The organism is Streptomyces ferrugineus (assembly GCF_015160855.1).
Classification (GTDB): domain Bacteria; phylum Actinomycetota; class Actinomycetes; order Streptomycetales; family Streptomycetaceae; genus Streptomyces; species Streptomyces ferrugineus.
Genome location: NZ_CP063373.1, coordinates 9,556,216 through 9,579,153, shown reverse-complemented (window position 1 = coordinate 9,579,153; position 22,938 = coordinate 9,556,216). Strand labels below are relative to the sequence as shown.

Below are 22,938 nucleotides of genomic sequence, written 5' to 3'. Positions count from 1 at the left end.
GTGAACGGGGGAGCCTTTCCGGCCATGGACTTCGCCAAGTACGAGGCGCTGGGCAACGACTACATCGTCATCGACCCGAGCATCACGGGCTTCGTGCCGCTGCCCGAAAACGTCCGGTTGGCGTGCGACCGCCACCACGGCCTGGGCGGGGACGGTCTGCTGTACGGTCCGCTGCCGGCCGAGGAGGGCTTCCGGCTGCTCACCTTCAACGCGGACGGCTCCGAGTGCCCGCAGAGCGGCAACGGTCTGCGGATCTTCGCCCGGTACCTGCGCGAGTCCGGTCACACGGACGCGGACGCCTTCACGCTGCACTCGTCCGCCGGCCCCGCCACGGTCCGTGTCGTCGACCTCGACTCCGGCACGGTGAGCGCCGCCCTCGGCACGGCCTCGCTGGACAGCCGCGCCGTCGGTGCGGCCGGCCCCGCCCGCACCCTGCTGCGCGAGCCCCTGCTCGCCGCCGGTGAACCGTGGGAGGTCACCTGTGTGCAGCTCGGCGGCCCGCACTGCGTGATCCCCGTGGCGGGCCGGATCGCTGACGAGGCCCTGGCCCGTACGGTCGGCGCGGCCGTGCGCGACCACGCGATGTTCCTGGACCGGATCAACGTCGAACTCCTCGACGTGATCGACCGGGAGACCCTCCGGATCGAGATCTTCGAGCGGGGCGCCGGGTACACCCTCGCCTCCGGCAGCAGCGCCTGCGCGGCGGCCGTCGCCACGCACGCCCTGGGCCTCACCGGCTCAAGGGTCACGGTCCGCATGCCCGGGGGAGAGGTCGAGGTCGGCATCGGCGAGGACGGCACCGTCACCCTCACCGGAGTGGTCCGCCCGGTGCTGCGCGGCCGCTGGGCGGCGGGCATCGGGCAGCGGCTGGCCGAGGGGGCGCTCGCATGAGGCGGGCCCGCCCGGGCACCGGGTACCCGATGCGCCGCTGGGTCTTCGAGGACGCCAGGGGCCGTTACGACATCGACCTCGGCGACAGCCACGTGGACTGCTCCACGGTCGGCGACCTGCCGTGGCCGGCCGACCTGGTCCTGGACTACGGCACCGACGCGGGCGGCGACCGGCTCCGCTCGCTCGTCGCGGACGGCTACGGCCGGGGCGTCGACCACGTGGGCATCACCCACGGGGCCCAGGAGGCCCTGTACCTCCTCTTCCAGGCGCTGCTGCGGCCCGGTGACCACGTCGTGGTCTTCACCCCGGGCTGGCAGCAGGCCCGCGTGGTGCCGCAGGCGCTCGGGTGCGAGGTCTCGTGCGTGGGGCTGACGGCCGACGGACGCCCCGACGTGGTCGCCGCCACCGAGCTGATCGGACCGCGGACCAGGGCGGTCGTGCTCAACTCGCCCTGCAATCCGAGCGGACGACGACTCGCCGACGACGAGACGGAACCGCTGCTGGCCGCCCTGCGCAGGCACGGCGGGCACCTGCTGCTGGACGAGGAGTACGTGGCCGACCTCGCCGCCGATTCCCTGCTCGGCCGCTTCGAGCGGGCGGTCTCCGTCTCCAGCCTCTCCAAGGTCTACGGGTTTCCCGGGCTGCGCACGGGCTGGATGTGCGGTCCCCCGGAACTGGTGCGGGCCGCGATGGACGTCAAGCACCTCACCACCATCTCCAACTCGGTGCTCACCGAGCGGCTGGCCGCCGAGGTGCTGGAGCGCCGGGAGCACTATCTGGAGCGGTACCGGAGTCTGACCTCGGACGGATACCGGGCCCTGCGCGACTGGGCGGCCGGGCACGAGGGCGCGGTGCGCGTCATGGCACCCGAGGGGACGCCGTTCGCCTGGCTCTCGCTGCACACCGGCGAGACGTCGCTCTCGCTGTGCCGGCGCGTCCTGGACCGGGGCCGCGTCCTGCTCATGCCCGCCGAGGTCTTCGACAGCGAACAGGGCGTGCGGGTCACCTTCGCGCGCGAGGAGTCCGTGCTGCGCGAGGGCCTGGACCGGCTCGGCGCGCTGCTCGACGACCGGAGCGGCTGATGGGAGCCGTGGGATGGGCTTGCCGGACGGACACGGCCGGCCCGGCCGAGGCCGCGGCCCCGGCAACGGAGCCGTCCGGCGACGCCGAGGACGCCCGCGCGGCCGCCGCGCTGTTCGACGGCATTCACGGCGCCGACGGCCCGTGGCGGCCGGTACGTCCCCTGCTGCTGCCCGCCGACGACTACCGCAGGACGGCGGACCTGTCCGCCCGCGCCGCCCGGCTGATGCTGGACGCCGTCCTGCGCCGGGCCCGGACCGCCGGCGAGCTGCTGGCGGCGCTCGGCTCCCGGCCCGAGGCGTTCCCCCTGCTCGACCATGACGCCCTGCTCGGCGGGCACCTGCTGGCCGCGATCCGCCCGGACATCCTGATGGAGCGCGGCACGCCCCGGTTCGTCGAACTCAACGTCGACAGCGCCCTGGGCGGCGTGCTCCAGGCCGACCTGGTCACGGACCGCTTCCTGCGGCGCTACCGTTGTGCGCCGCTGCCCGGCGGGCCCGCGCTCACCGCACCGCCGTCGGCGGTCGAGGCCCGGGCCGAGGCCCTGCGGTCCTTCCTCGCGCTGCCGTCGGGCGCCGCCGTCCTCCTCCCGCACTTCCGGGTGGGCAACCTGCCGGGGCTGGCCGAGGACCCCGCCCGGTTCGCCGCGTGGCTCGCGCCCGTCTTCCGCAGCGCCCGGCGCCACGGCATCGAGCTGTTCAGCCACCCGCTGGAGAACCTCACCACCGACCGGGACGGCCGCCTCAGGGCCGGTGGCCTCCCGGTGGACGGCGTGTTCCGCTCGTTCGTCAGCCACAGCCAGGGCGCGAGCCCGGGCCTCACGGCGCTGGCCCGTGCCGTGTCCACGGGCGCCGTGGGGATGTTCACGCCGGAGGCCACCATGCTGCTCACCAACAAGAAGACACTGGCCTGGCTCTGGGAGGACCTGGACCGACTGCCGCCGCGGGAGCGCGAGTTCGTCACCGCGCATATCCCGAGGACGGTCCGGCTGGAGCCGACCGCGGGCGGAGCCGCCCCGCGCGAGGCCCTGACCGGCCGCTCTCGCCTCGTCCTCAAGCCCGCGGACGGCTTCGGGGGCCGCGGCGTCGTCATCGGGGCCGCGGTGTCCGACGACACCTGGCACGCCGAGGTGGAGCGAGCGGCGCGCCAGGGCGGCCACGTCCTCCAGGAGCGCGTCGAACCGGACCGGGTCCGCCTCGGCTTCGTCCACACCTCCAGCGGCGAGGTCACCGACGCCGAGGTCCCCTACGTCCTCGGCCCCTTCCTGTACGGACTGCGCGCGTCCGGGATGCTGGTGCGGCACGGCACTCCCTCGGCGGGGCCCGTGCTCAACGCCGGCGCGGGCGCCGTCATGAACAGCGTTCTGCTGGTGGGGGCGTGAGACGGCCCGTGCGTGTCTTCCCGAAGCAGCTCGCCCCGTCCGCACCGGCGGACCGGAGCCTCGGCGCCCCGTTCCGGATCTTCCAGGCATCCGTCCTGGGCTCGAACCTGGCGGACGGCGTCTACCTGGTCACGCTGCCGCTGCTGGCCCTCTCCCTGAGCGGCTCGGCGCTGGTGGTCAGCGCCGTGGGCGTCGCCATGCGGGCGCCGTGGCTGCTGCTGATCCTGCCCGCGGGAGTGGTCGTGGACCGCTGCGCGCCGATGGCCGTCATGAACTGGGCGTCGAAGTGCCGCTTCCCGCTGGTCGCCGTGCTCGGCCTGCTCGCCTGGGCGGGGATGCTGCCGGTGTGGGCGCTGGTGGCCGGCGCGTTCCTGATCGCGGCGATGGGAACCTTCGTGGACCTCGCCGCCCAGTCGCTCCTGCCGCGTCTGGTCGCCCCGGAGCTGCTTCCCAGGGCCAACGCCAATCTGCAGTCCGGCCAGACCCTCGCGGCGCAGTTCGCGGGCCCGGCCCTCGGCGGCGTCCTCGCCTCGATGCACGGCGTGGGCTTCACCGTCGCGGCCGTGCTCTACGCGGGAGGGCTGATCGGCCTCGCCCTGCTGCACCGCCGGCCGGGCGTGTTCAGGGGGCACACCCTCCCGGCCGCGCCCCGGGAGCCGGGGCCGGCCGGCCGCGGGATCGCGTCGATGTGGCGGGACCTGCGCGAGGGCGCCGCCTACTTCAGACGGCGCCACGACCTGATCGGCCTCGCCGCCGTCGCCGCCACCGGCAACATCGCGTTCGCCGCCACCATGACCATGCTGCCGGTGTGGGTGGTCTCCCCGGGGCGGCTCGGACTGCCGAGTTCGGCCATGGGCGTCATCGCCGCCGCCCCCGCTGTGGGCGGCGTGCTGGCGGGCCTGGTGGCCGCGCGGCTGCTGAAGCGCTTCGGCGGGCGGACGGTGCTCGGCTTCTGCGCCCCCGCCGTGGGGCTGTGCGTGGCCGCGATCGCCCTGCCCACCCCGCCGGCCGCCTTCGCCGCGCTGGCCGTGTGCGGAGGGCTGATGGTGCAGCTGAACGTGATGAGCATGTCCCACCGGCAGTCCACCATCCCGACCGCCCTGTTCGCACGGGTCAACTCCGTCTACCGGTGGATCATCCTCGGCGTCTCGCCCGTCGGAGCCCTGCTCGGCGGTCTCGTCGCGCAGCGGTTCGGCACCGCCGCGGTGTTCCTGTCAGCAGGCGCGCTGGCCCTGGCCGCGGGCACCGTGCTGCCCGCCCTGCTCTTTCACCCCTCACCCCAAGGCCCCGACCGCCTTGCGGAACCCCGACCGACCGACGAGGAACTGACCCATGACTGAACAGCTCCAGGAGTTCCCCACCGACTGGACGCGTGCCTTGGCCATCGTCGCGCACCCCGACGACGTCGAGTACTCGGCCGCCGCCGCCGTCGCGACCTGGGTCGACGAGGGCAAGGAGGTCGTGTACCTGATGGCGAGCCGGGGTGAGTGCGGGATCGACGGCCTGGACCCCGAGAAGGCGGCGCCGATCAGGGAGCGGGAGCAGCGCGAGAGCGCCGCGGTCGCCGGCGTGCAGCAGGTGGAGTTCCTCGACCACCCCGACGGGCTGATCGAGTACGGCCCCGCGCTGCGCCGGGATCTCACGCTCGCGGTGCGCAGGCACCGCCCGGAGCTGGTCTTCACGCTCAACCACCACGACCACTGGCGCGGTGTCTCGTGGAACACCCCGGACCACCGCAACGTCGGCCGGGCCGCCCTCGACGCGGCGGCCGACGCCGCCAACCGGTACCTGTTCCCCGAGGAGGGCCTGGAGCCCTGGGAGGGGGTGCGCTGGCAGGCGGTGGCGGGATCCCCGTACCCCACGCACGCCGTGGACGTCACCTGGGCGGTGGAGCGCGGCGTCCGGGCGGTGCTGGAGCACGCCACCTACCTTCAGGCGCTGACCGACGAGGAGCCGGAGGCCTACGTCCGGGGCTTTCTGGGCCGCAACCTCGCCGCCGCCGGAGCGCGGTTCGGCGGCCGGCCGGCGGTGTCCTTCGAGGTCTTCCACCGCGACCCCTACCGGGTGCGCGGCGGTGAGGTCCACTACCGCTGAGCCCCGGCCGCCCCGCTCCGCCCCACCTCACCCCTCCCGCCCCGTCTCGGACCGACCGTAGGGACACCGCTCGTGCACATCGCCATCGTCGACGTCAATCCCCCCGCGGTGCGGGCCGTACGGCTCGCCAAGGAGGCGGGCCACCGGGTGACGTTCCTGCAGCCCGCGCTGACGCAGTACGCGCTCACGGGCGAGACCCTGAAGGCCGTACGGGCGGTGGACCGGCTGATCGACGGGATCGACACGACGGACCCCGCCGCCGTACTCGAAGCGCTGGAGAAATGCCACGCCGAGTCGCCGATCGACGTGGCGGTGACGTTCCAGGAGCTGGCCGCCGAAGCGGTGGCCGCCGCCTGCCGGAGCCTCGGGCTGCGCGGCACCGCGCCCGACGCGGTGTTCACCGCCCGGCGCAAGGACCGCTGCCGGGCGGCGCTCGAGGAAGCGGGGCTGGCGTCCGCCCGCTGGGCCCGCGCGCTCGACGTGGACGAGGCGCTGGCCGCGGCCGGGCGGATCGGCTACCCCGTCGTGATCAAGCCGCCGTCCGGCAGCGCCAGCCTGCTCTCGCACGTGGCCGACGATCCGCAGGAGGCGGCGGCCGCCTGCCGGAACGTGCTGACCGGCACGGACGGGGTCCCCGCGCACTGGCGGACCCAGTTCGCGCGGGGCGTCCTGGTGGAGGAGAAGCTCACGGGCAGGCTGGTCTCGGTGGAGATCGGCGCCCGGCGGGGCGAGTTCTTCCCGTTCTGCGTCACCGGCCGGTTCCGCTCACCGGAGAACGAGGTGGTCGAACTGGGCTCGTGCGTCCCGGCGGGGCTGTCGCCGCAGGAGAGCGCCGACTGCGTCGCCTACGCCGAGGAGGTCTGCCGGGCCATCGGAGCCGACCAGGGCGTCTTCCACCTGGAGGTGATGGTGACCGAACGCGGGCCGGTCCTGGTCGAGTTCAATCCGCGGGTCATGGGCGGCGGCCTGCCGCACGCCTACCGGCACGCCACCGGGCAGGACATCTACCGATCCTGGCTGCAGCTCATGACCGGGGAACCGGTCGACGTCCCCGGCGGGATCACCGGCTGCACCGCCGTGTTCGCGGTCGTCCCCCGGGACGGCGGCCGGCTGTCCGCGACGGCCTGCCTCACGCCGCTCGACGGGCAGGCCGACGTCCTGGAGGTCATCGGGTTCGACGCCTACCGGACCGGTCCGGGCGAGACGGTCGCCCCCGGCCAGGCCGTCGCCCGCTTCATCCTGCGCGCCGGGGACCGGCGGGCCGCGGTGGGCAGGGCCGAGGAACTGCTGGGCCGGCTGGAGGGAACGCTCGGCATCCGGCTGATGACCGGCGACCTGGACGCCTGAACCACCGGCCCCCATCCGGCCGTACGGGGGTCAGAGCAGTCCGTGGGTGCGGAACTCATGCTCCACCATCGGGTCGTCCAGCACGTCCAGCGCCACGAAGTAGGAGATCGTCCGCTTGGCCGTCGCCCGGGTGTGCGCGGCGACGGTCTTCTCGTCGTACACCTCGGCCAGGACCTGCTCGGCGTCGTCGCGCGTGAGCCCGTAGCCCAGCAGCTCGGCGCGCACGGCGTCGGTGTCGGGCCGCAGGAAGGCCGCGATCAGCCGGGGCACCAGCAGCGCCGCCTCCCGCCGTGCCGCGGGGTCGAGGGCGGCCCACAGGTAGCGCAGGAAGGCGGCGAAGTACACGTGGTGGCGTCCCTCGTCCGCGGCGTGGTCGCGGATCGTCTCCCGCACGGCCGGCACGATCTCGCTGTCGACCGGCAGCTCGGCGAGGCTGGCCGATATCAGCGTCTCCGAGACGGTCACGAAGAGCAGTTCGGCCAGGGCCCGGGTGTGCGGCGGCAGCTCCTGCTGGATCTCCTCCAGCCGCCGCAGGAAGTAGGGCTGCTCGGGCAGCACCGGGGCGATGCCGGTGGTGTCGCGGACCTGGCGCATCAAGTCCACCGAGAACAGGGCGTGGTAGGCCTCGTCGCAGTAGATCTTGTAGGCGTCGAAGCGCATCTCCTCGGGGAGTTCGACGCCGACGCTGCCCTGCGCGATGCCGAGCGCGGTGCGGTTGACCACCAGCGTCTCCAGCTTGGCGGTGAAGTCCAGGTAGCGGTAGAGGTGCTGGACGAGCACCGTGTCGAACAGCTCGGGGCGCAGCTCGGCGATGAGCGGGTGGCGCGCGACCGGCACCAGCTCGGGGGAGAAGTAGCGGGAGGCGTCGGAGTTCGGCGCGCTCAGCTCACGCCGGGGCGACCGGCGGACGGTCGCTCTCTCCGACCAGCGGGCGAAGGGGGAGCTGTACGACACGTCGGCCTGCTTCCCGTCCGCCCCGGCACCGGCGGCCGGTGCGGCACCGGCGGCCGGTGCGGCACCGGCGGCCGTCGTCGCGCCGGCCGGGGCGAGTGCTTTGCGGGGGCAGTAGGCCAGGGCGGAGCACCCCACGAAGAGCCCGACAATCCCGCACATCGCATGGTTCCCAATCGTTGGTGAAGGTGGTGGAGGGGTCAGGCGTTCGGCAGGTCCAGGACCCTGACTTCGGCGAGCTGGCCGATCAGGTCCGCGGTGTCCGCGACCGCCTCGTCGACGTCGATGCCGTACTCCTCGGCGAGCAGGGCCCCGATACCGGCCACCGAGCGCTGCCCGTCCACGCAGGCCAGGATGAAGGCCGCGGAGTCGGACAGCTCCATGGCGTTCGGCCCGACGGCGATGAGCGTCTTGTCACGGAACCTGCGGAAGCGTGCGGCCAGGCCGAGCCGGGGCACGACATCGGCCGTCGAGGTGGTCAGGGACATTCAGATCTCCACCCTCATGGAAAGGAGCTTGCACAGGTACATCACGTCACGGACCCAGGTGGCCGGGTCGTCCGGATCGAAGTCGCGCATCGTCTCGACCGCCCAATAACGCTCGTACGACAGCGCCTGCGGAGCGGCCGCCTTCATGCGCCGGGCCCGCCACTTCACCAGCCGGCCGCACTCCCCGTGCGCGGCGACCAGGGCGTCCACCGCGTGTCCGAACGCCTGGCGGACCGACAGCACGGCGCTCGCCTCGTCACCCGCGGCCAGCTGCCCGAGGGCGTCCTCCGCGAAGTCGTCGGCGTTGGTCAGGCAGTGCGTCACCACGGCCGCCCGGAACGCCGACTCCTCGATCAGCCGCTGCTGCCGGCGCACCCACTCCTCGCCGTCCAGCGGGTGGCAGACCAGCAGCCGCTCCAGCAACTGCTCCTCGTCCCGGGTGAGCATCTGGCCGATGGTCCCGCCCTGGTCGAACTCCGCCCAGGACACCTTCGCGAGGATCTCCTCCACCTGGCCGGCCGTCCAGTACTTGACCTCCCAGCGCCGCTCCTCGGTGTGGAAGTACTCCGTGGGCACGTCGGGATGGCTCAGCGGGACGCGGATCGTACCGGAGGAACTGCCGGCCCACGGCTTCTCGCTCACCAGGTAGATGTCGAGATCGCTCAGGTCGTTGCCCCAGCCGCGGGCGAGGGAGCCGACGACGAACGCGGAGTCGTGGCTGTCGGGCAGCAGATCGCGCCCGGCCAGTTCGTCCAGGGAGCGGGTGAAGTCGAAAGTCATGCGGGCGTTGGCCTTCCGGAGCGCGGTCGAGAGGGGGCTGTACATGGCGGTGGCCTGCCACCGCACACGCCGGTGGCAGGCCGGTGGCCCGGTTACTCGCCCGTCGCCGGTTTGGAGAGGGTGAGCAGGCCGAACTCGGCCGACTGGAACAGCAGTTCCTCGACGTCGGAGAGTTCGCACTCCGCGGCCGCCAGGAGGTCGCCGAGGGTGCGCTGTCCGTCGATGCCGTCGAGCAGCCGCTGCCACTGCGGCATTTCCTCGCCATCGACCACGAACCGGATCTCGCCGTCGGTGACCAGGTAGCGCAGTAGCGGGTCCTTCTGGTCGGTGAGCAGCAGAACCGAGTCGTCGAGCGAGGGCACGAGCGCATCGTGCAGGTCGGGCCGTCGCAGCACCCGGGCCTCGATGCCGACACGCTCCGATTCCCAGTCCCCGATGATCAGTTCGACCGGGACGGGAGCGGGCGTGGCCTCCACCGGCGGCGTGGGCGGCTGCTGGAGCATCACTTCCAGCAGTCCGAGGTTGACCACGCGGAGCAGGAACTCCACATGCCCGGAGGAGGGGTCCTGCAGAAGGGCGCGCAAGGTGGCACGCGCGTTGTCGGCGTCGAGGTACTCCTTGGCCCGCGGACTGGACAGGGCCTCTTCGAGCAGGGCGTCGCCGTCCGCCGCGAGCATGCCCGCGAAGGTGCGGTAGGTGTGGCGGATGCCATCGCCGTAAAAGAACCCGACCTTGGTCCGCTCGGCGAACTCGGGTGGGAGCACCCCGTCCAGTCCGTCGCGGAGCAGGCGCTTGTCCCACGTGAGCCGGGAGCGCAGCGACGGCGGGACACAGGCGGAGAGTTCGACGAGACGGTGGTCGAGGAAGGGGACACGGGCCTCGATGCCGCTGCCGGCGGCCGTCCGGTCCTCGTGCCAGCAGTTGTACTGCTGGACGTCGCGGTACTTCCAGCGCAGGTAGCGCTCATAGGGGTCCTCGGCGGGCGTCCCGCGGCGCAGCACCTCGGCTCGCACCAGCGGCCGCGGGGACTGCTCCCACCAGGCCGCGAGACCGCGGTGGCGGTGGTGGTCGTCGCGCAGCGCCATGCCGTCGACGCCGGACGCGAACTCCGCCCAGTCGTCGCCGAAGCTGGCCGTGTAGCCGCCGTTGAACTCGTCGCTGCCGCCGCCCAGCAGCATGCCCTTGATCTCCGGGAAACTCGCTTTGACGAAGCGGTACAGCTCCCGCTTGTAGAAGACCTCGGGACCGCACTGGGGGCTCTCCAGCAGCCACAGCAGGTTCTTCCACTCCTGCGCGGCCGGCACCTGGGAGACGTCGAAGAGGACCTGGTGGTTGTCGAGTCCGTAGTGCCGGGCGACGCGATGCCCGTACTCGGAGTCCTGGTTGGCGAGGGTGCTGCCGTTCAGCGCGGTGAACGTGCGGGGGCGGATGCTGCTGAGGGCGGCGATCGACGCGGAGTCGACGCCACCGCTGAGGAACAGGCCCAGCTCGGTGTCCGAGGTCTCGCACTCGCGCACCGAATCGGCGAGCAGCCGCGCGTACCGCTCGGTGAACTCGGCGGGGGAGAGCTCGTCACGCAGATCCGCGGTGCGGGGGAAAGACCAATAGCGGTGATTCTCGGTACTTCCGTCGCGCAGGTCGATGGCGACGATGGTCGCGGCCGGCACCAGTTCGATACCGCGGAACCAGGTATTGGGTGCACCTTCGACGAAATCCGGCGCTCCGGTGAGCGCCTGGTCGGAAAGGGCGCTGTCCCAGTCGAGATCACGCGGGCAGGCCGGATCTTCGAAGAGAGTCTTTATCTCGGAGCCGAAGACAACGCGCTCGCTGTTCCGGTGATAGAACAACGGCTTGATGCCGAACCGGTCGCGCGCGAAAAGAAGGCGGTTTTTCTTGCGATCCCAGAGCACGAAAGCGAACATGCCCCGGACGTCGTCCAGGAACCGAAGGCCCTTTTGCTGGTACAGATGGACCAGCACTTCGCAGTCGGAACCGGTGCGAAGGCGGACGCCGGAAGGCAGGGTCGCGGCCAGTTCGCGGTGGTTGTAGACCTCCCCGTTGGCGATGAGGACCACGTCGCCGTCCGGGCTGTGGATCGGCTGGCCGCCGGTGGCCGGATCCACGAGGGACAGTCGCAGGAAAGCCAGGCCGACCGGCCCGGAACGCAACAACTCCTGATCATCGGGGCCTCGATGGGCCACGGCCCGCGCCATGCGACGCAGCAGACCGTCAGTGTCCGGCGAGAGCACCTGCCCATCGGTGCGGGCCAGCCCTGCAAGGCCGCACATATCCACCTCACTCGATCTCGGAGTATTTCAAGAAAACTGATTTGCGCCGGGGCGCCGTGGTCCAGAGAACCTCGGCGCCCCGGCGCTCACATCACACGACCGCCTTCAGAACGGTCCCGAAGGCAACCTTCTTGGTGGCCGGCTTGGTGTACTGCTTCATGTGAAATCACCTCCTTCTCCTGGGGAATAGGCGAGCCGGCAGGCCCCGGTGATGAGGAGCCCGGCGGATCGCTGAAACGACACTAAGCCGCCGGAGCCGATCAGTGCACCTTCACCATCCTGCAATGCATGATGCTGAGCTCAATGCGGACTGGTAGCAGCGTAGTGCGGTGAACGACAATCTCTAAGGTCAACTTATTGGATTGGGAGTTGTCTCGTGGAATCCACTGCAGCGAGCAGGTCTACGTCGCCTATGGCGAATCCATGGAGTGGGCTGCCGCCCGTGGAAGTCCATTGCCATGGGTTCGGTGACGTCGATTTCTCGGACTTCACCAAGGTCGACCTCGCGCGCCTCGACGCCTGGTGCGCGAGCGAGGGCGTCCTGAGCCTGCCCACGATGTACCTCCACCGGGAGCAGCTCGCGGAGTTCGAGGCCTTCGTGCACGAGTACCACCGCATGCGGGGCGAGGGACTGCTGCCGCACGTCGCCGGCATTGCCCTGGAAGGGCCGCTCCTGGCCAGCCACGGCGGTACTCCCGCGTCGACGGTCTGGGCCCCCAGCAGGCACGAGTGGGAACGCCTCGCGGCCCTCGGACCGTACGGACTGACGTACACCGTCCTGTCGCCCGACGCGTTCTCGCCCGCCTCCGAACTCCACGACGAGCCCGCCGCCCGCGACACGGGCTTCGACTGGCTCATCCCGCTCCTGATGGCCCACGGAATCCGGCCCGCGCTCGGCCACTTCACCCGTGCCGACCCGCTGCGCAGCGCGGAACAGGTCGACGAGATCGTCGAGATGGCCTGGCAGAGCGAGTGGTCCGGCACCGGCGTCCGCGTCGTCACCGACCACCTGTTCAACGACATGCCGCTGCTCATCCGGCACGCCTTCCGCAGTGCCCGGGCGCGCGCCGAGCGGGACGCCGTCATCGCGTCCTACGACCTGCCCGGCTGGACCCTCGACCAGATGGCGCGGATCGTCGGACCGGTCCCGGCGGCCATCATGCGCCAGGCGGCGGCCGGCCGTATCGGTGCCTGCATCAATTTCGACGGGGAGCACGTCGACCTGGCCATCGCGACCCGCGCCGTCCAGCTGATGGGCGTGGAGAACTCGATGATGATGACCGACCGCTGCGACTCCGCACGGCTCGGCGGCCAGGACCTGCACCACCGCGTGGACAACGCGCTCTGGTACCAGCAGGACGGGATCGTCGCGGCCGGTTCCGTGCCGCTGGCCCGTCAGATGGCCAACGCGCAGTCGCAGGGCCTGTCCCTCGAGGACGTCCGCACCCTCGCCGCCGGCACCGCGCACCGGGTGTTCGGACTGCCCGTCCGGTCGGAAGCCCGCCTCCCCGTCGCGTAATCCGAAGAAGGAGCCCCACATGCTTGACGCACTCGACCGGCTGGTCGTCGACTGGTCCGATCTCCCCAAGGCCCGCGCGCAGACCAAGGAGATCCTCACCGCGCTCTCCGAGGACAAGGCGGCTCTGACGCAGCTGCTGGAGCGGGCGCGCGAGGAGGAGGACCTCTTCGACAAGTGCGAGCACCACCGGCTGCTCGACAAGCTCGTCATCTACGACGCCCTGGACCGCGGCTTCCGCATCCGCGTCCACGTCTCGACCGAGGACCACCGCGACCGGCCGCACGACCACCGGTTCACCTTCACCTCGCTGATCATGCGCGGCCAGTACAAGCACGTACGGCACGAACTCACCGGGCGGCTCTCGGAGGAGGACATTCCGCGCAGCGCCCAGGACGACTTTGACGCCGTGCCGACCGACCTGCGCGTGGTGCCCCGGTTCGTCACCCACGAGCAGGCGGGCAACTGCTACACGCTCCACCACAGCGAGATCCACACCACGTACACCACCCCGGACACCGTCTCGCTCTTCCTGCGCGGCCCCGCCGAGAAGGAGCGCTCGATCATCACCGAGCGCGAGACCGGCCGTGTCTGGTGGCGCTTCGGTGAGGACAAGGAAAAGGCCGAGCGCCGCGGCAGCAAGCGCATCAGCAAGGACTACTTCGACGAACTCACCGGCCGTCTGCGGGCCATGGAGGTGCTGTGATGGTGACCCGCCCCGGCGATGACCTGCTGGATCTCACCCCGTCGATCCTGCTGAACACGCCCTCCGAGCAGGACGTCACCAAGGCCGAGGCGCTCATGGCCTCGCTGCCCAAGGTGCGTTGGGACGACCTGGAGGCGGCGGCGGAGATCACCGAGGCGATCGCCCGCCGGCTCGGCGACGACCGGGCGCTGCTGCGCACCCTCGTGGGCCGCGCGCTGCGCACCCCGGAGCTGCGCGAGAAGTTCGAGTGCCACGCGCTCGACGACAAGATCGTGATCTGGGACGACCAGGACAAGGGCCTGCGCATCCGGCTCCGGCTCGCCAACACCGACCAGTACGAGCGGGTCCACAACCACCGCTACAGCTTCACCGCCTACATCCTGCACGGCGCGTACCAGCACACCCTGTACGCGACCGACCAGCCGCTCGACGAGAGCGCCGACGTCTCCCGCTTCTGGCCGTACTTCGTGCGCGAGGAGCCGGCCGGCCGGTGCATCACCCTCGACCACGAGCAGCTGCACACCACCATCACCGAGCCGGAGACGATCTCGCTGATGATCCAGAGCCCCGCCCGCAAGCAGCGCGCCTTCATGATCCGCCGCGACGACGGGACCGTCTGGTACCGCTTGGGCGCCGCCGAGGAGTCCGCGGAGCGCCGGGCCGAGGTGCGCATGTCCGACGAGCGCATGCACCACTGGCTGTCGCGACTCGAAGCGTTCGGCCTCCTGTGAGTACGGCCTTCGGCCACCTCCGGTACGGACCCTCCGGGTGGCAGCGCATCGACCTGTACGGGCCGGCGGAACCGGAGGACGGTGACGTGCCCGTCGCCGAGACCCCGCAGGCCGCACCGGTGGTGCTGGTGCACGGCGGTTTCTGGCGGCACGACCGTACGGCGCAGGATCTGGAGCCGCTGGCGTTCGCCCTGGCCGAACTCGGCCACCGGGTCGCCGTCCTGGAGTACCGGCCGAGCTGGGACGGCGGGGCCTGGCCGGGCGCCGCCAAGGACTGCCGGGCCGCCCTGCACCTGCTCGGGCAGAAGGACGGCACCTGGGACGGCGCCGTGCTCGTGGGCCACTCCGCAGGCGCCCACCTGTTGCTCGCCGCCCTCCAGGGGCAGGCCCGCGGGGCCCGCGTCGTGCTGCTCGCCCCGGTGACCGACCTCGCCGAGGCGGCCCGCCTCGGGGTCGGCGAGGGAGCCGTGGAGGTCTTCCTGGCCGAGCACCTCGCCGCCGGCGGGACCCACCGGGAGGCGACGCCCGTGCTCGCGCCGGCCGACGCGGCCTCCGTCACGGTGGTGAGCGCGCAGGAGGACCAGGCCGTACCGGCGGAACTCACCCGCCACCAGCTGGACCACTGGCCGCAGGACGGACCACGGCTGACAACGGTGTCCGTGCCCGGCGCACGCCACATGCATCTGGTGAACCCGCAGCGCCCCGCCTGCCGGACCGTGCTGGAGCTCATCGGCGGCGGTGCCGCGACCGTCAGGAAAGAGGACAGGTGACCACGACGACCACCGCCGCCCCGGCGCCGGCGGACCTCCACGTGCCGGGCAGGACCCGCTCGGCCGTCCTGCCGCGGGCGTTCGACTCCCTGACCGTGGACCCGCGCAAGCGGGACCTGTACCGCCTGGACACCTACGCGCGGGAGGGACTGGAGCTGTTCGCCTCCCCCAGCGCGCGGGCCTGGCTGCACGCGAACACCTTCGTGGTCCTCAAGCCGGACGCCCTGGCCGGCCGGCGCGGTCCGCGGGTGCTGGACATCCTGGAGGAGGAGGGCTGGAAGCCCTTCGCGGCCCGGCCGTTCCACTTCGACCCGGTGCTGACCAGGGAGATCTGGCGCTACCAGTTCAACGCCGCCTCACGGCAGCGCATCGCGGTGGTCGACCACCTGCTGGGCTCCGGTCCGTCCGCGCTCGTCCTGCTGTGTGACACGCGCAGAGCGGGATCCGGCCTCCCCGCGAGCGTACGGCTGACCGCCGCCAAGGGAGCGGCCGACCCCGCCTCCGCCCATGGCCGTGACCTGCGCACCCGGTTCGACCGGGTCAACGGGCTGTTCAACTTCGTCCACACCCCCGACGAACCCGCCGACCTGGTGCGGGAGTTGCGGCTGTTCACCTACCGCACGGGGACCGCCTGGCTGCGCAGCGCGCTCACGCAGAGCCCGCCCGCCGACGGGCAGCCGTGCCCGGCCCGGAGCCTGGTCGCCGAGCTGGAGCGGGACGTCCCGCTGCACGACCTGGCGGCGGAGCCGAGCCTCGGCCGGCTCGCCGGGCGCACCGACCGGTGGGGCGCGCTCGCCCGCGAGCACCGCACACGCGACGCGGTCCGGCACTGGCTGACGGCCCTGAGCGACACGGACTTGCCCCCGGGAGCCGCCCGCTGGGACATCCTGTCGGTGTTGACAGAATGGATCGACTGCAACGAACCGGGTGTCGCGCCGCTGCTCGCCACCGTCGCGGCCGCCGACTGGAGGAACGAAGAGTGAGCGCCCTTCCCCCCGCCCCGCAGGCCGTCGTCTTCGACTGCGACGGACTCCTGGTCGACACCGAGGTCTGCTGGACCAGGGCCGAGACCAAGATCTTCGCCGCCCATGGCCACGACTTCGGACCGGAGCAGAAGGCCCTGGTCATCGGCCGTACGCTGCAGGGCGCGGGCGAGGCGATGGCCGAGTACTTCGGCCGGCCCGGAGCCGGCCGTGAGCTCGCCGCCGAACTGCTCGGTCTGGTACGCGAGGAGCTGGCGCAGGGGGCCGACGCGCTGCCCGGCGCCGCCGAACTCGTCAAGCGCTGCGCCGCGGCCCTTCCGGTGGCGGTCGCCAGCAACTCCCCCCGGGAACTGCTCGACACCGCGCTCACCTCCTCCGGCCTCGCCGACTACTTCCCGGTGTCCTTCGCGGCCGACGAGGTGACCAGGGCCAAGCCGGCCCCCGACCTCTATCTGGTGGCCTGCGAGGCGCTGGGCGCCCTCCCGGGCCGCTCGGTCGCCTTCGAGGACTCCGCCACCGGCATCGCGTCGGCCCGGGCGGCCGGCCTCTACGTCGTCACCGTGCCCTCCCTGCCGGGCGCCGCGCTGGACCACGACTGGCTGGCCGCCTCACTCGCCGACGCCGAACTCGTCCGCTGGGCGGAAGGACTGGGCGACGGTGTCCGGCAGTGACGATCCGCTGATCTGCCTGTGCGTGCGGGTGCCCGAGAGCGAGATCATGGCGGCGATCCGGGCGGGCCACCGCGACGCGGCGGCGGTGCGTGACGAGACGGGCGCCGGATCCGGCTGCGGGGACTGCGTGGTGGAAGTCGAGGACCTCATCGCCTGGACGGATTCCGCCACGCGCGCCTGACCCGCCGGGCCGCTGCCCGCACCCTCTCGGGCATAGGGCCGAATTCAGTCGTCCTGGCTTGAACTGTGTCTCAAAACCGTACTGCCGAGTGCCTGTAGGGACCATACGCTTACTCTCCGCTTGCCCAATTCGGCAGTGTCCGAATGCGGCAAGCGGCGACGACAATTCCGGGGGGCTTAGCGCGGATCCTGTGATGTGGCCAGGTCCGTCGTCCGCAATATCCTCGTGTGGAGACAGGGATCAGTTCATCGAGGGCCACGATGGCTGATCTGGTTGCGCGTGTCAGCGCGGAGGGGGACTGTGTGAGTAATTCACCACTAAACCAAATAGCGGTTGCTGATGCCACGTCGGAGGACGAGGCGGATCCGGAGCGCGTGTATTCGCTGGCGGTCCGTCAGAGGCAGGTCAGACTCAGCGGCTTGAGCGAAACTCTCGGCTGGAACCGGGAGCGCACGGCCGCCGCCGTCGAGAAACTGTGCCGCTACAACCTGCTGGTTCCGGCCCATCAGGACGGAGAGACCTTCAGCGTCTCCACTCCGCGCCACGCGGCATCGAGACTTCTCGCACCGCTCGACCGGCAGATCGAGAGCCTGGAACGCGAGGCGTTCCGGCTCCGCGCCGACTTCGGCAAGTACCAGGTCGCCTACACCGAGGCGGTCGCCGGCTCCGACCGGAACCTGGAGTTCGTCACGCTGGTCGGCCACGACGCCATCAACGCCGAGCTGGAGCGGGCTGCCGCACGGTGCCAGGAGGAGGTCCTCACGGCCCAGCCGGGCGGAGGCCGGAGCGCGGAGAGTCTGGAATCGGCCTGGTCGGCCACCAAGGACATGCTGGAACGCGGCATCCGCATGCGCACGGTCTATCAGCATTCGGCCCGTTTCAGCCCGGCCACCCGGCGTTACGTCAACCAGGTGACCAAGTACGGCGGACAGGTCCGCAGTCTCGAGGAATTCGCCGAGCGCCTCATCATCTTCGACCGCAAGGTCGCTTTCATCCCGGCCCGCAGTGATCGCGGGGTCGCCCTCGCCATCTATCAGCCGGCCATAGTGGAATTCCTGGTCGGCATCTTCGAGCGGGCCTGGCTCCTCGGAACTCCCTTCCCCTCCCAGAACCGCGCACCCGATGTGCAGGTCCTGCTCTCGGACGTCCGCCTGTCCATCATCAAGCTGCTCGCCGACGGTGAGACGGACGAGACCATCGCCCGCCGTATGGGGTTGAGTGTGCGGACCTGTCGCAGCCATATCTCCAAGATCTACGAGAAGTTCGGAGCGCGCAGCCGCTGCCAGTTGGGCGTCTTCATCGCCAACTCGGGTTTGCTCGACGGGGACGCCGACGACGTGGTCGGGGAAAACGCGAGCTGACACCGATCATGCAATTCCCGCAACGCCCGAAGCACGAAAAGTCAGCAAAACCAGCAAAACCAGCGAGACCGGCGAGCTGTGCGAAACCCGCAATTGCTGCAATTGCTGCGATTCTCATGGAGGTTGGGGACCGGTGACGGCCGACCAGACGACCAGATCTGATGGTTCATCAGACATCAGCCGGACGGCGGAGGGGCCGACGCAGGATGCGGCGAGTGGGGCGACACAGGACCCCGCGAAGGGGGCATCCCTCTTCTGGCGATTCTGGACCGCCACGACGATCAGCGGTGTCGGCGACGCGGTGACCACAGTCGCCCTCCCCCTCCTTGCCGTCAGCGTTCTACACGCGTCGAGTTTCGAGGTCAGCCTCCTCCCGGCGGCCCAGTACGCGGCCTGGATCGCGATCGGCCTGCCCGCGGGAGTCATCGTGCAGCGCCTGCCGCTGCGCGGCACCCAGGTGGCCATGGACGTCATCAGGGCCGTCGCGGTCCTGTCCGTGCCCGTCGCGGCCCTCCTCGGCGTCCTGCACCTGGCGCAACTCGTCGCCGTCGCCCTGGTCGTGGGCCTGGCGACGGTGGTGTTCGACGTCGGCAACTCCACCTTCCTGCCGTCGATCGTCAGCAAGGAGGAACTGACCGCGCGCAACAGCCTCACCTCCGGCTCCGCCGCCGCCACCCAGATGGGCGGCCCGGCGGCGGGCGGTGTGCTGGTCCAGCTGTGCGGCGCGGCCGTCAGCCTCGTCTTCGACGCCGTCAGCTACCTCGTCTCCGCGGTGCTCCTGCGCAGCCTGCCGAGACCCGCGGCCCCGAAGCCGCCGCGGACCACACGCGAGTCGACCCTGGCGCTCATCAAGGAGGGCTGGCACTTCGTCGTCCGCCACAAGGTCATCCGGCTCTGCGCGGCCGCGGCGACCCTGGTGAACTTCACCCTCGGCGCGCTCATGGCGCTCATCCCCGTCTTCCTCGTCAGGACGCTCGACGCCCCGGCGAGCCTCGTCGGCATCCTGATCGCCACCGAGGGACTGGGCAGCTTCATCGGTGCCGCCGTCACCACCACCCTGGCCAACCGCTTCGGCAGCGCCCGCACGATCCTGTACTCCACCCTGGCCGGCGCCTGCGCCGCCCTCCTGATGCCGCTGGCCGGCAGCGGCTGGAGCCTGCTCCTGTTCGCCCTCGGCAACGTGGGCGTGGGCGCGGCGGCGGTGGTGCTCAGCGTCCTCGCCCGCACCCACCGCCAGACGGTCACCCCGCCCGAACTCCTGCCCCGCGTCATGGCCACCGTCCGCTTCGTCTCCTGGGGAGCGGTCCCCGTCGGCGCCCTGACTGCCGGAATCGCCGGCACCCTCCTCGGCAGCCGCGGCGCCCTCTGGCTGATCGTCGCCGTCGGCTTCCTGACCCCCCTGAGCATGTGGACGAGCTCCATCCGCAGCCGCAGGGACCTGGACTGAGTGTGCTGTGGGCAACAAGCTCGCATTGTGCGGTGCGGTCGGGCGACGGTTTTCCGACCCGCGGCACCGCGACCGAGGCAACCCGGCTGCACTGCTTCAGTGACGAACTGCAGCACCTCGCCAAGAACGACCCCACCGTCCAGCTGATCGACCTGACCCGCCTCTACCACGGCGAGTGACTGGCGATAGCGGTCGCCGCTTCGCGGCCACCACGATCGCCATCGCCTGCGAGATGAGTACCTCGGACCGCGCGGTAACACCCCGCGAGTGCGGATGTCAGCCCCGTACGGTCCGCGCAGCGGCGCAGCAGCACCGCCCCCGCATGCCCGATCAATCCCTTGCCCGCGGCGGCCACGGACAGCCGCCGGTCCCACTCGGCATGGCATGAACGGAAGTGTCGGCCACTGGCCCGCCTGGGCGGCCCTGGCTGATGTCAGTACGCGTGCCGCCAGGGGATCGCTAATATACGGTTCCGTATAGCAATTGGAACCCGGCGACCACCCGAGCCGAGACTCGGGCCACCAGACTGCCGACCCTCAGCCGCAGAACGCGAAATGAACCGCCGAATCCGTGGGCGGGTCAGCACGAAAGATCGAGGTCAGGAAGCAGGGCAAGATGTTCCTCGCGGACCAGGTCGAACCTGAGGGCGAACGCGACCAGGGCCTCACGCTTGGAGTGCATACGGCCTCCGTCCACATACTTGGCCCATTGGCTGACCGGTAACTTCTGATCGGCCAGGTAGTCGATGTGGTAATTGATACTGCTGCGGTTTGCACCTTTGAACTGATCGGTAACCCGTAACCTCTCCACCACCTCTTGAACGGAGGGCACTGCCGCCATAGATGAGCCGCGCAATCGCGGCTCACAGAGCGTAACGAGAACAGCGAAGTACTTGCTCGCCGTATCCAATTTGAATAAATCTGACTCGGCCACTCTAGCGGCCCGCTCAGGTCCCAGCATGACCGGCGGCGGACTGAAAACAGTGAGTTCGACTATGTTCAAACCGGACGGGATCAGAATGCGGGACATTTCAAAAGGAATTACCATGCCCAATCGGCGAGGGCGCGCTTTGATCAGCTCCGTACCCCCCTCCAGGTTCTCGATGACAAAAGTGGAGCACGTGGTGAAATTCGAGAGAAGGAGGTGATTGCTGGAAACCTCGAACGCCCCAATTCCCGGCACGGCTTCGGGCTGGAATATTCCGGTGCGGCTCGATATGTCGAATTCTAGCCGATCACCGACTTTTAGATTACTGCGCCCCCCTTCTTGATTCATCCCGTTGAGGTCGCGAGTGTTTCCGCGCCAGGTCACGATCACTTCTACGTCGGATTCGATCTTGGTAGGCATGACCAGTATTTCCCCCGTTTTGTTGACCTCTCGTCATTGTCGCACTTTGTCGGATTGAATACCTTTTCGTCGCCTCGACTGGCACCGCTTGCTTAAGGTGATGCGAGTATTGATCGGCAAAGTTTCATTGACGTGACAAGAGGGATGTTGGCATCGGAGCCCGCCAGCATGAGGTTCGGTGGTCCAGAGCCGGCCAACACCCCCGCGCCTCATATCTGACTAGCTTGATCATGAGACCGTACAACGCGCATAACTACCCTAGCAAAGTAAAAAGTTTGGAACTCTACTGTCGTCGTCGGTCGTGGATCCGTTTTGCATCGGTCTGATGGGTTCTGCGCCCAAGAGGTTTACCGATCTTGCGCTCTTGACGCTCGACTGGCCTAGTTGGATACTGTTTCTGTCTCTGTTGATTTGACGGGGCGGCCACTTGGTGGCCACTCAAGGCAACCAGCGCGAACTGAACAATCCGTTAATTCTCTGGCGCTTATGCAGTGCAGTGCAGGTTGAACAGGCAGGAAAATGCCTGTCCGGCCATTCGTCCTAGTTCACTCTGATATGCGGGGTAAGGTGTCAACAGACGAAAGCGCTATACCCAGCGCGGTTTTACGAGAACAGCATGGGCGTCAACTCTATGGATTCGCGCAGCGGCTTCGCGAGAGCCATAACCGAAGTCGAGATGCACTGAGTCTGGTCCCGAGCGAGAACCGTCTTTCCCCTTTGGCGCAGTTGCCTCTGCAGCTTGATTTTCACAACCGTTACTTCTTCAATGAAGACCACGACCCGGATTTTTGGCAATTCAGGGGCGGGGAAAACATCGCAGACGTTGAAACGGATGTGGCGCACAGCAGCTTGAGCGCACTGTCCGATGCGCCGTTCGTCAACCTTCGCCCGATTTCCGGTCTCAGCGCGATGATCATTGCGATCGCGGGCATGGGTGGCGACCCGGGCAGCACGGTCGTCTGTATCGACCCCGCGAGCGGAGGCCACTACGCCACCGCGGGAGTGATCGAGCGTTTTGGCTTTGTTCCTGCCGCCGTCTCTCTTGAGGCAGGCGCCGTGGACATCGATGGCCTGCGGAAGATCCTCTCTTCGCAGAACGTATCCCTGCTCTTCCTTGACCTGGCGAACAGCCTGCACCTGCTGGACGTCGCCGCAGTCGCCGCCTGCCTCGCTGAACACAGCCCGCACACCCTGCTGCACATCGACGCCAGTCACACCCTCGGGCTCATTCTCGGCGGCCAGGCGCCCAACCCACTCGATCTCGGCGCAACCAGCTTCGGTGGCTCTACGCACAAGACCTTTCCCGGGCCGCACAAGGGCGTCCTGTTCACCCGGCTCCCGCATGTGCGTCAGCTCATCAAGGACGCGCAGCGTTTCCTAGTAAGCAGTCACCACTTCGGCGCGACCCTGGCGCTGGGGCTGGCCGCCCGCGAGTTCGAGCATTTCGGCCCGGCTTACGCCCGCCAGGTCGTTGCCAATGCCAGGCGGCTCGGCGCCGAGTTGACGGATCGGGGCTTTGACGTCGCCCGCCGCACGAACGGGTTCACCGATAACCACATGCTCTGGGTCGATGTCGGGGACCACGCCGCAACCAACAAGCTCGCTGGGGCCCTGGCCGAGGCTGGGATCCGGGCCAACGTCCAGACTGAGAACGAGATGCCGAACATCTCAGGTTCTGTGTTCCGACTGGGCACCAACGAGGTGACGTTCGAAGGCGCTACCGAGACGTCCATGACCCTCATAGCCGAGGCGTTCGCGGCGGCTCGGGACGGTGCGGTCGACCGTGCTGCCGGGCTCAGCTCACAAGCGCGCCAGTCGTTCGAGAGTCCCTACTTCTTCGCCGACACGGAGTAGGCGTCGGCGCCCGGAACCACGTACTGCAGCCGGCCGAGCTGGTGGCGTCCACCGGCCCGGTCGGACAACGC

General features: G+C 70.0%; 22 protein-coding genes. 17 read left to right on the top strand and 5 right to left on the bottom strand.

Going from position 1 to position 22,938, the window contains the following annotated elements:
* Nucleotides 1-24: 24 nt before the first annotated feature.
* From dapF to IM697_RS42575, 6 genes are all read left to right on the top strand, one after another.
* Nucleotides 25-891, top strand: a complete 867-nt coding sequence (dapF, locus tag IM697_RS42600) for a diaminopimelate epimerase (protein ID WP_194042718.1) — start codon at nucleotides 25-27, stop codon at nucleotides 889-891.
* The gene (locus IM697_RS42595; protein WP_194042716.1) at nucleotides 888-1,973 is read left to right on the top strand and encodes a pyridoxal phosphate-dependent aminotransferase; all 1,086 of its coding nucleotides are present in this window, start codon (nucleotides 888-890) and stop codon (nucleotides 1,971-1,973) included. Before dapF ends, IM697_RS42595 begins: the two co-directional genes overlap by 4 nt.
* Entirely contained in the window at nucleotides 1,973-3,352 is a 1,380-nt protein-coding gene (locus IM697_RS42590) for an ATP-grasp domain-containing protein (protein WP_194042714.1), read from the top strand. The genes IM697_RS42595 and IM697_RS42590 overlap by 1 nt, the downstream gene beginning before the upstream one ends.
* Nucleotides 3,349-4,692 carry an MFS transporter gene (locus tag IM697_RS42585; protein ID WP_194042712.1) on the top strand — a complete coding sequence of 448 codons (1,344 nt, stop codon included), beginning with the start codon at nucleotides 3,349-3,351 and terminating at the stop codon, nucleotides 4,690-4,692. The genes IM697_RS42590 and IM697_RS42585 overlap by 4 nt, the downstream gene beginning before the upstream one ends.
* On the top strand, nucleotides 4,685-5,446 hold the full coding sequence (locus IM697_RS42580; protein WP_194042710.1) for a PIG-L deacetylase family protein: 762 nt from the start codon (nucleotides 4,685-4,687) through the stop codon (nucleotides 5,444-5,446). Before IM697_RS42585 ends, IM697_RS42580 begins: the two co-directional genes overlap by 8 nt.
* 72 nt (nucleotides 5,447-5,518) lie before the next feature.
* Nucleotides 5,519-6,793 carry an ATP-grasp domain-containing protein gene (locus tag IM697_RS42575; protein WP_194042708.1) on the top strand — a complete coding sequence of 425 codons (1,275 nt, stop codon included), beginning with the start codon at nucleotides 5,519-5,521 and terminating at the stop codon, nucleotides 6,791-6,793.
* Nucleotides 6,794-6,823: 30 nt separating this feature from the next.
* Here IM697_RS42575 and IM697_RS42570 read toward each other — a convergent pair whose 3' ends face one another.
* The 4 genes from IM697_RS42570 to asnB are packed head-to-tail and all read right to left on the bottom strand — an operon-like array spanning nucleotide 6,824 to nucleotide 11,300.
* Nucleotides 6,824-7,906, bottom strand: a complete 1,083-nt coding sequence (locus IM697_RS42570) for a diiron oxygenase (protein ID WP_194042706.1) — start codon at nucleotides 7,904-7,906, stop codon at nucleotides 6,824-6,826.
* 38 nt (nucleotides 7,907-7,944) lie between these two features.
* Nucleotides 7,945-8,232, bottom strand: a complete 288-nt coding sequence (locus IM697_RS42565) for a PqqD family protein (protein ID WP_194042703.1) — start codon at nucleotides 8,230-8,232, stop codon at nucleotides 7,945-7,947.
* Nucleotides 8,233-9,057 carry a hypothetical protein gene (locus tag IM697_RS42560; RefSeq protein WP_194042701.1) on the bottom strand — a complete coding sequence of 275 codons (825 nt, stop codon included), beginning with the start codon at nucleotides 9,055-9,057 and terminating at the stop codon, nucleotides 8,233-8,235.
* 47 nt (nucleotides 9,058-9,104) lie between these two features.
* Nucleotides 9,105-11,300 (bottom strand): asparagine synthase (glutamine-hydrolyzing), encoded by a 2,196-nt coding sequence (asnB, locus tag IM697_RS42555; protein WP_194042699.1) that lies wholly within the window; start codon nucleotides 11,298-11,300, stop codon nucleotides 9,105-9,107.
* 442 nt (nucleotides 11,301-11,742) lie between these two features.
* Between asnB and IM697_RS42550 the strand changes: the two genes are divergently transcribed.
* From IM697_RS42550 to IM697_RS42505, 10 genes are all read left to right on the top strand, one after another.
* Entirely contained in the window at nucleotides 11,743-12,819 is a 1,077-nt protein-coding gene (locus IM697_RS42550) for a hypothetical protein (RefSeq protein ID WP_228044393.1), read from the top strand.
* A 19-nt stretch (nucleotides 12,820-12,838) separates the two neighbouring features.
* Entirely contained in the window at nucleotides 12,839-13,522 is a 684-nt protein-coding gene (locus tag IM697_RS42545; RefSeq protein ID WP_194042695.1) for a hypothetical protein, read from the top strand.
* Nucleotides 13,522-14,253 carry a hypothetical protein gene (locus tag IM697_RS42540; protein WP_228044392.1) on the top strand — a complete coding sequence of 244 codons (732 nt, stop codon included), beginning with the start codon at nucleotides 13,522-13,524 and terminating at the stop codon, nucleotides 14,251-14,253. The genes IM697_RS42545 and IM697_RS42540 overlap by 1 nt, the downstream gene beginning before the upstream one ends.
* Entirely contained in the window at nucleotides 14,250-15,023 is a 774-nt protein-coding gene (locus IM697_RS42535; protein WP_194042693.1) for an alpha/beta hydrolase fold domain-containing protein, read from the top strand. The genes IM697_RS42540 and IM697_RS42535 overlap by 4 nt, the downstream gene beginning before the upstream one ends.
* The gene (locus IM697_RS42530; RefSeq protein WP_194042691.1) at nucleotides 15,020-16,006 is read left to right on the top strand and encodes a nucleoside-diphosphate kinase; all 987 of its coding nucleotides are present in this window, start codon (nucleotides 15,020-15,022) and stop codon (nucleotides 16,004-16,006) included. The genes IM697_RS42535 and IM697_RS42530 overlap by 4 nt, the downstream gene beginning before the upstream one ends.
* Nucleotides 16,003-16,677, top strand: coding sequence for an HAD family hydrolase (locus IM697_RS42525; RefSeq protein WP_228044391.1), 675 nt, complete (start codon nucleotides 16,003-16,005; stop codon nucleotides 16,675-16,677). Before IM697_RS42530 ends, IM697_RS42525 begins: the two co-directional genes overlap by 4 nt.
* A complete protein-coding gene (locus IM697_RS42520) occupies nucleotides 16,664-16,858 on the top strand; it encodes a (2Fe-2S)-binding protein (protein WP_194042687.1) in 195 nt (64 codons plus the stop codon). Before IM697_RS42525 ends, IM697_RS42520 begins: the two co-directional genes overlap by 14 nt.
* Nucleotides 16,859-17,277: 419 nt before the next feature.
* The gene (locus IM697_RS42515) at nucleotides 17,278-18,219 is read left to right on the top strand and encodes a helix-turn-helix transcriptional regulator (protein WP_194042685.1); all 942 of its coding nucleotides are present in this window, start codon (nucleotides 17,278-17,280) and stop codon (nucleotides 18,217-18,219) included.
* A gap of 301 nt (nucleotides 18,220-18,520) precedes the next feature.
* Entirely contained in the window at nucleotides 18,521-19,666 is a 1,146-nt protein-coding gene (locus IM697_RS42510) for an MFS transporter (protein WP_265582696.1), read from the top strand.
* Between the two features lie 32 nt (nucleotides 19,667-19,698).
* Nucleotides 19,699-19,845, top strand: a complete 147-nt coding sequence (locus tag IM697_RS42505; protein ID WP_194042683.1) for a hypothetical protein — start codon at nucleotides 19,699-19,701, stop codon at nucleotides 19,843-19,845.
* A gap of 400 nt (nucleotides 19,846-20,245) precedes the next feature.
* On the opposite strand, the gene IM697_RS42500 is transcribed toward IM697_RS42505, so the two are convergent.
* Nucleotides 20,246-21,013 carry a hypothetical protein gene (locus IM697_RS42500; RefSeq protein ID WP_228044390.1) on the bottom strand — a complete coding sequence of 256 codons (768 nt, stop codon included), beginning with the start codon at nucleotides 21,011-21,013 and terminating at the stop codon, nucleotides 20,246-20,248.
* A 519-nt stretch (nucleotides 21,014-21,532) separates the two neighbouring features.
* On the opposite strand from IM697_RS42500, the gene IM697_RS42495 reads away from it, so the two are divergent.
* Nucleotides 21,533-22,867: a PLP-dependent aminotransferase family protein gene (locus IM697_RS42495; protein WP_322734542.1), complete on the top strand. Its 1,335-nt coding sequence runs from the start codon at nucleotides 21,533-21,535 to the stop codon at nucleotides 22,865-22,867.
* Nucleotides 22,868-22,938 lie beyond the last annotated feature (71 nt).

Bases quoted from the DNA above. Each gene is read 5' to 3' on its own strand.
- dapF (WP_194042718.1), top strand. From the start codon at position 25: ATGGACTTCGCCAAGTACGAGGCGCTGGGCAACGACTACATCGTCATC.
- IM697_RS42595 (WP_194042716.1), top strand. From the start codon at position 888: ATGAGGCGGGCCCGCCCGGGCACCGGGTACCCGATGCGCCGCTGGGTC.
- IM697_RS42590 (WP_194042714.1), top strand. From the start codon at position 1,973: ATGGGAGCCGTGGGATGGGCTTGCCGGACGGACACGGCCGGCCCGGCC.
- IM697_RS42580 (WP_194042710.1), top strand. From the start codon at position 4,685: ATGACTGAACAGCTCCAGGAGTTCCCCACCGACTGGACGCGTGCCTTG.
- IM697_RS42570 (WP_194042706.1), bottom strand. From the start codon at position 7,906: ATGTGCGGGATTGTCGGGCTCTTCGTGGGGTGCTCCGCCCTGGCCTAC.
- IM697_RS42565 (WP_194042703.1), bottom strand. From the start codon at position 8,232: ATGTCCCTGACCACCTCGACGGCCGATGTCGTGCCCCGGCTCGGCCTG.
- IM697_RS42560 (WP_194042701.1), bottom strand. From the start codon at position 9,057: ATGTACAGCCCCCTCTCGACCGCGCTCCGGAAGGCCAACGCCCGCATG.
- asnB (WP_194042699.1), bottom strand. From the start codon at position 11,300: ATGTGCGGCCTTGCAGGGCTGGCCCGCACCGATGGGCAGGTGCTCTCG.
- IM697_RS42545 (WP_194042695.1), top strand. From the start codon at position 12,839: ATGCTTGACGCACTCGACCGGCTGGTCGTCGACTGGTCCGATCTCCCC.
- IM697_RS42540 (WP_228044392.1), top strand. From the start codon at position 13,522: ATGGTGACCCGCCCCGGCGATGACCTGCTGGATCTCACCCCGTCGATC.
- IM697_RS42500 (WP_228044390.1), bottom strand. From the start codon at position 21,013: ATGCCTACCAAGATCGAATCCGACGTAGAAGTGATCGTGACCTGGCGC.
- IM697_RS42495 (WP_322734542.1), top strand. From the start codon at position 21,533: ATGCCTGTCCGGCCATTCGTCCTAGTTCACTCTGATATGCGGGGTAAG.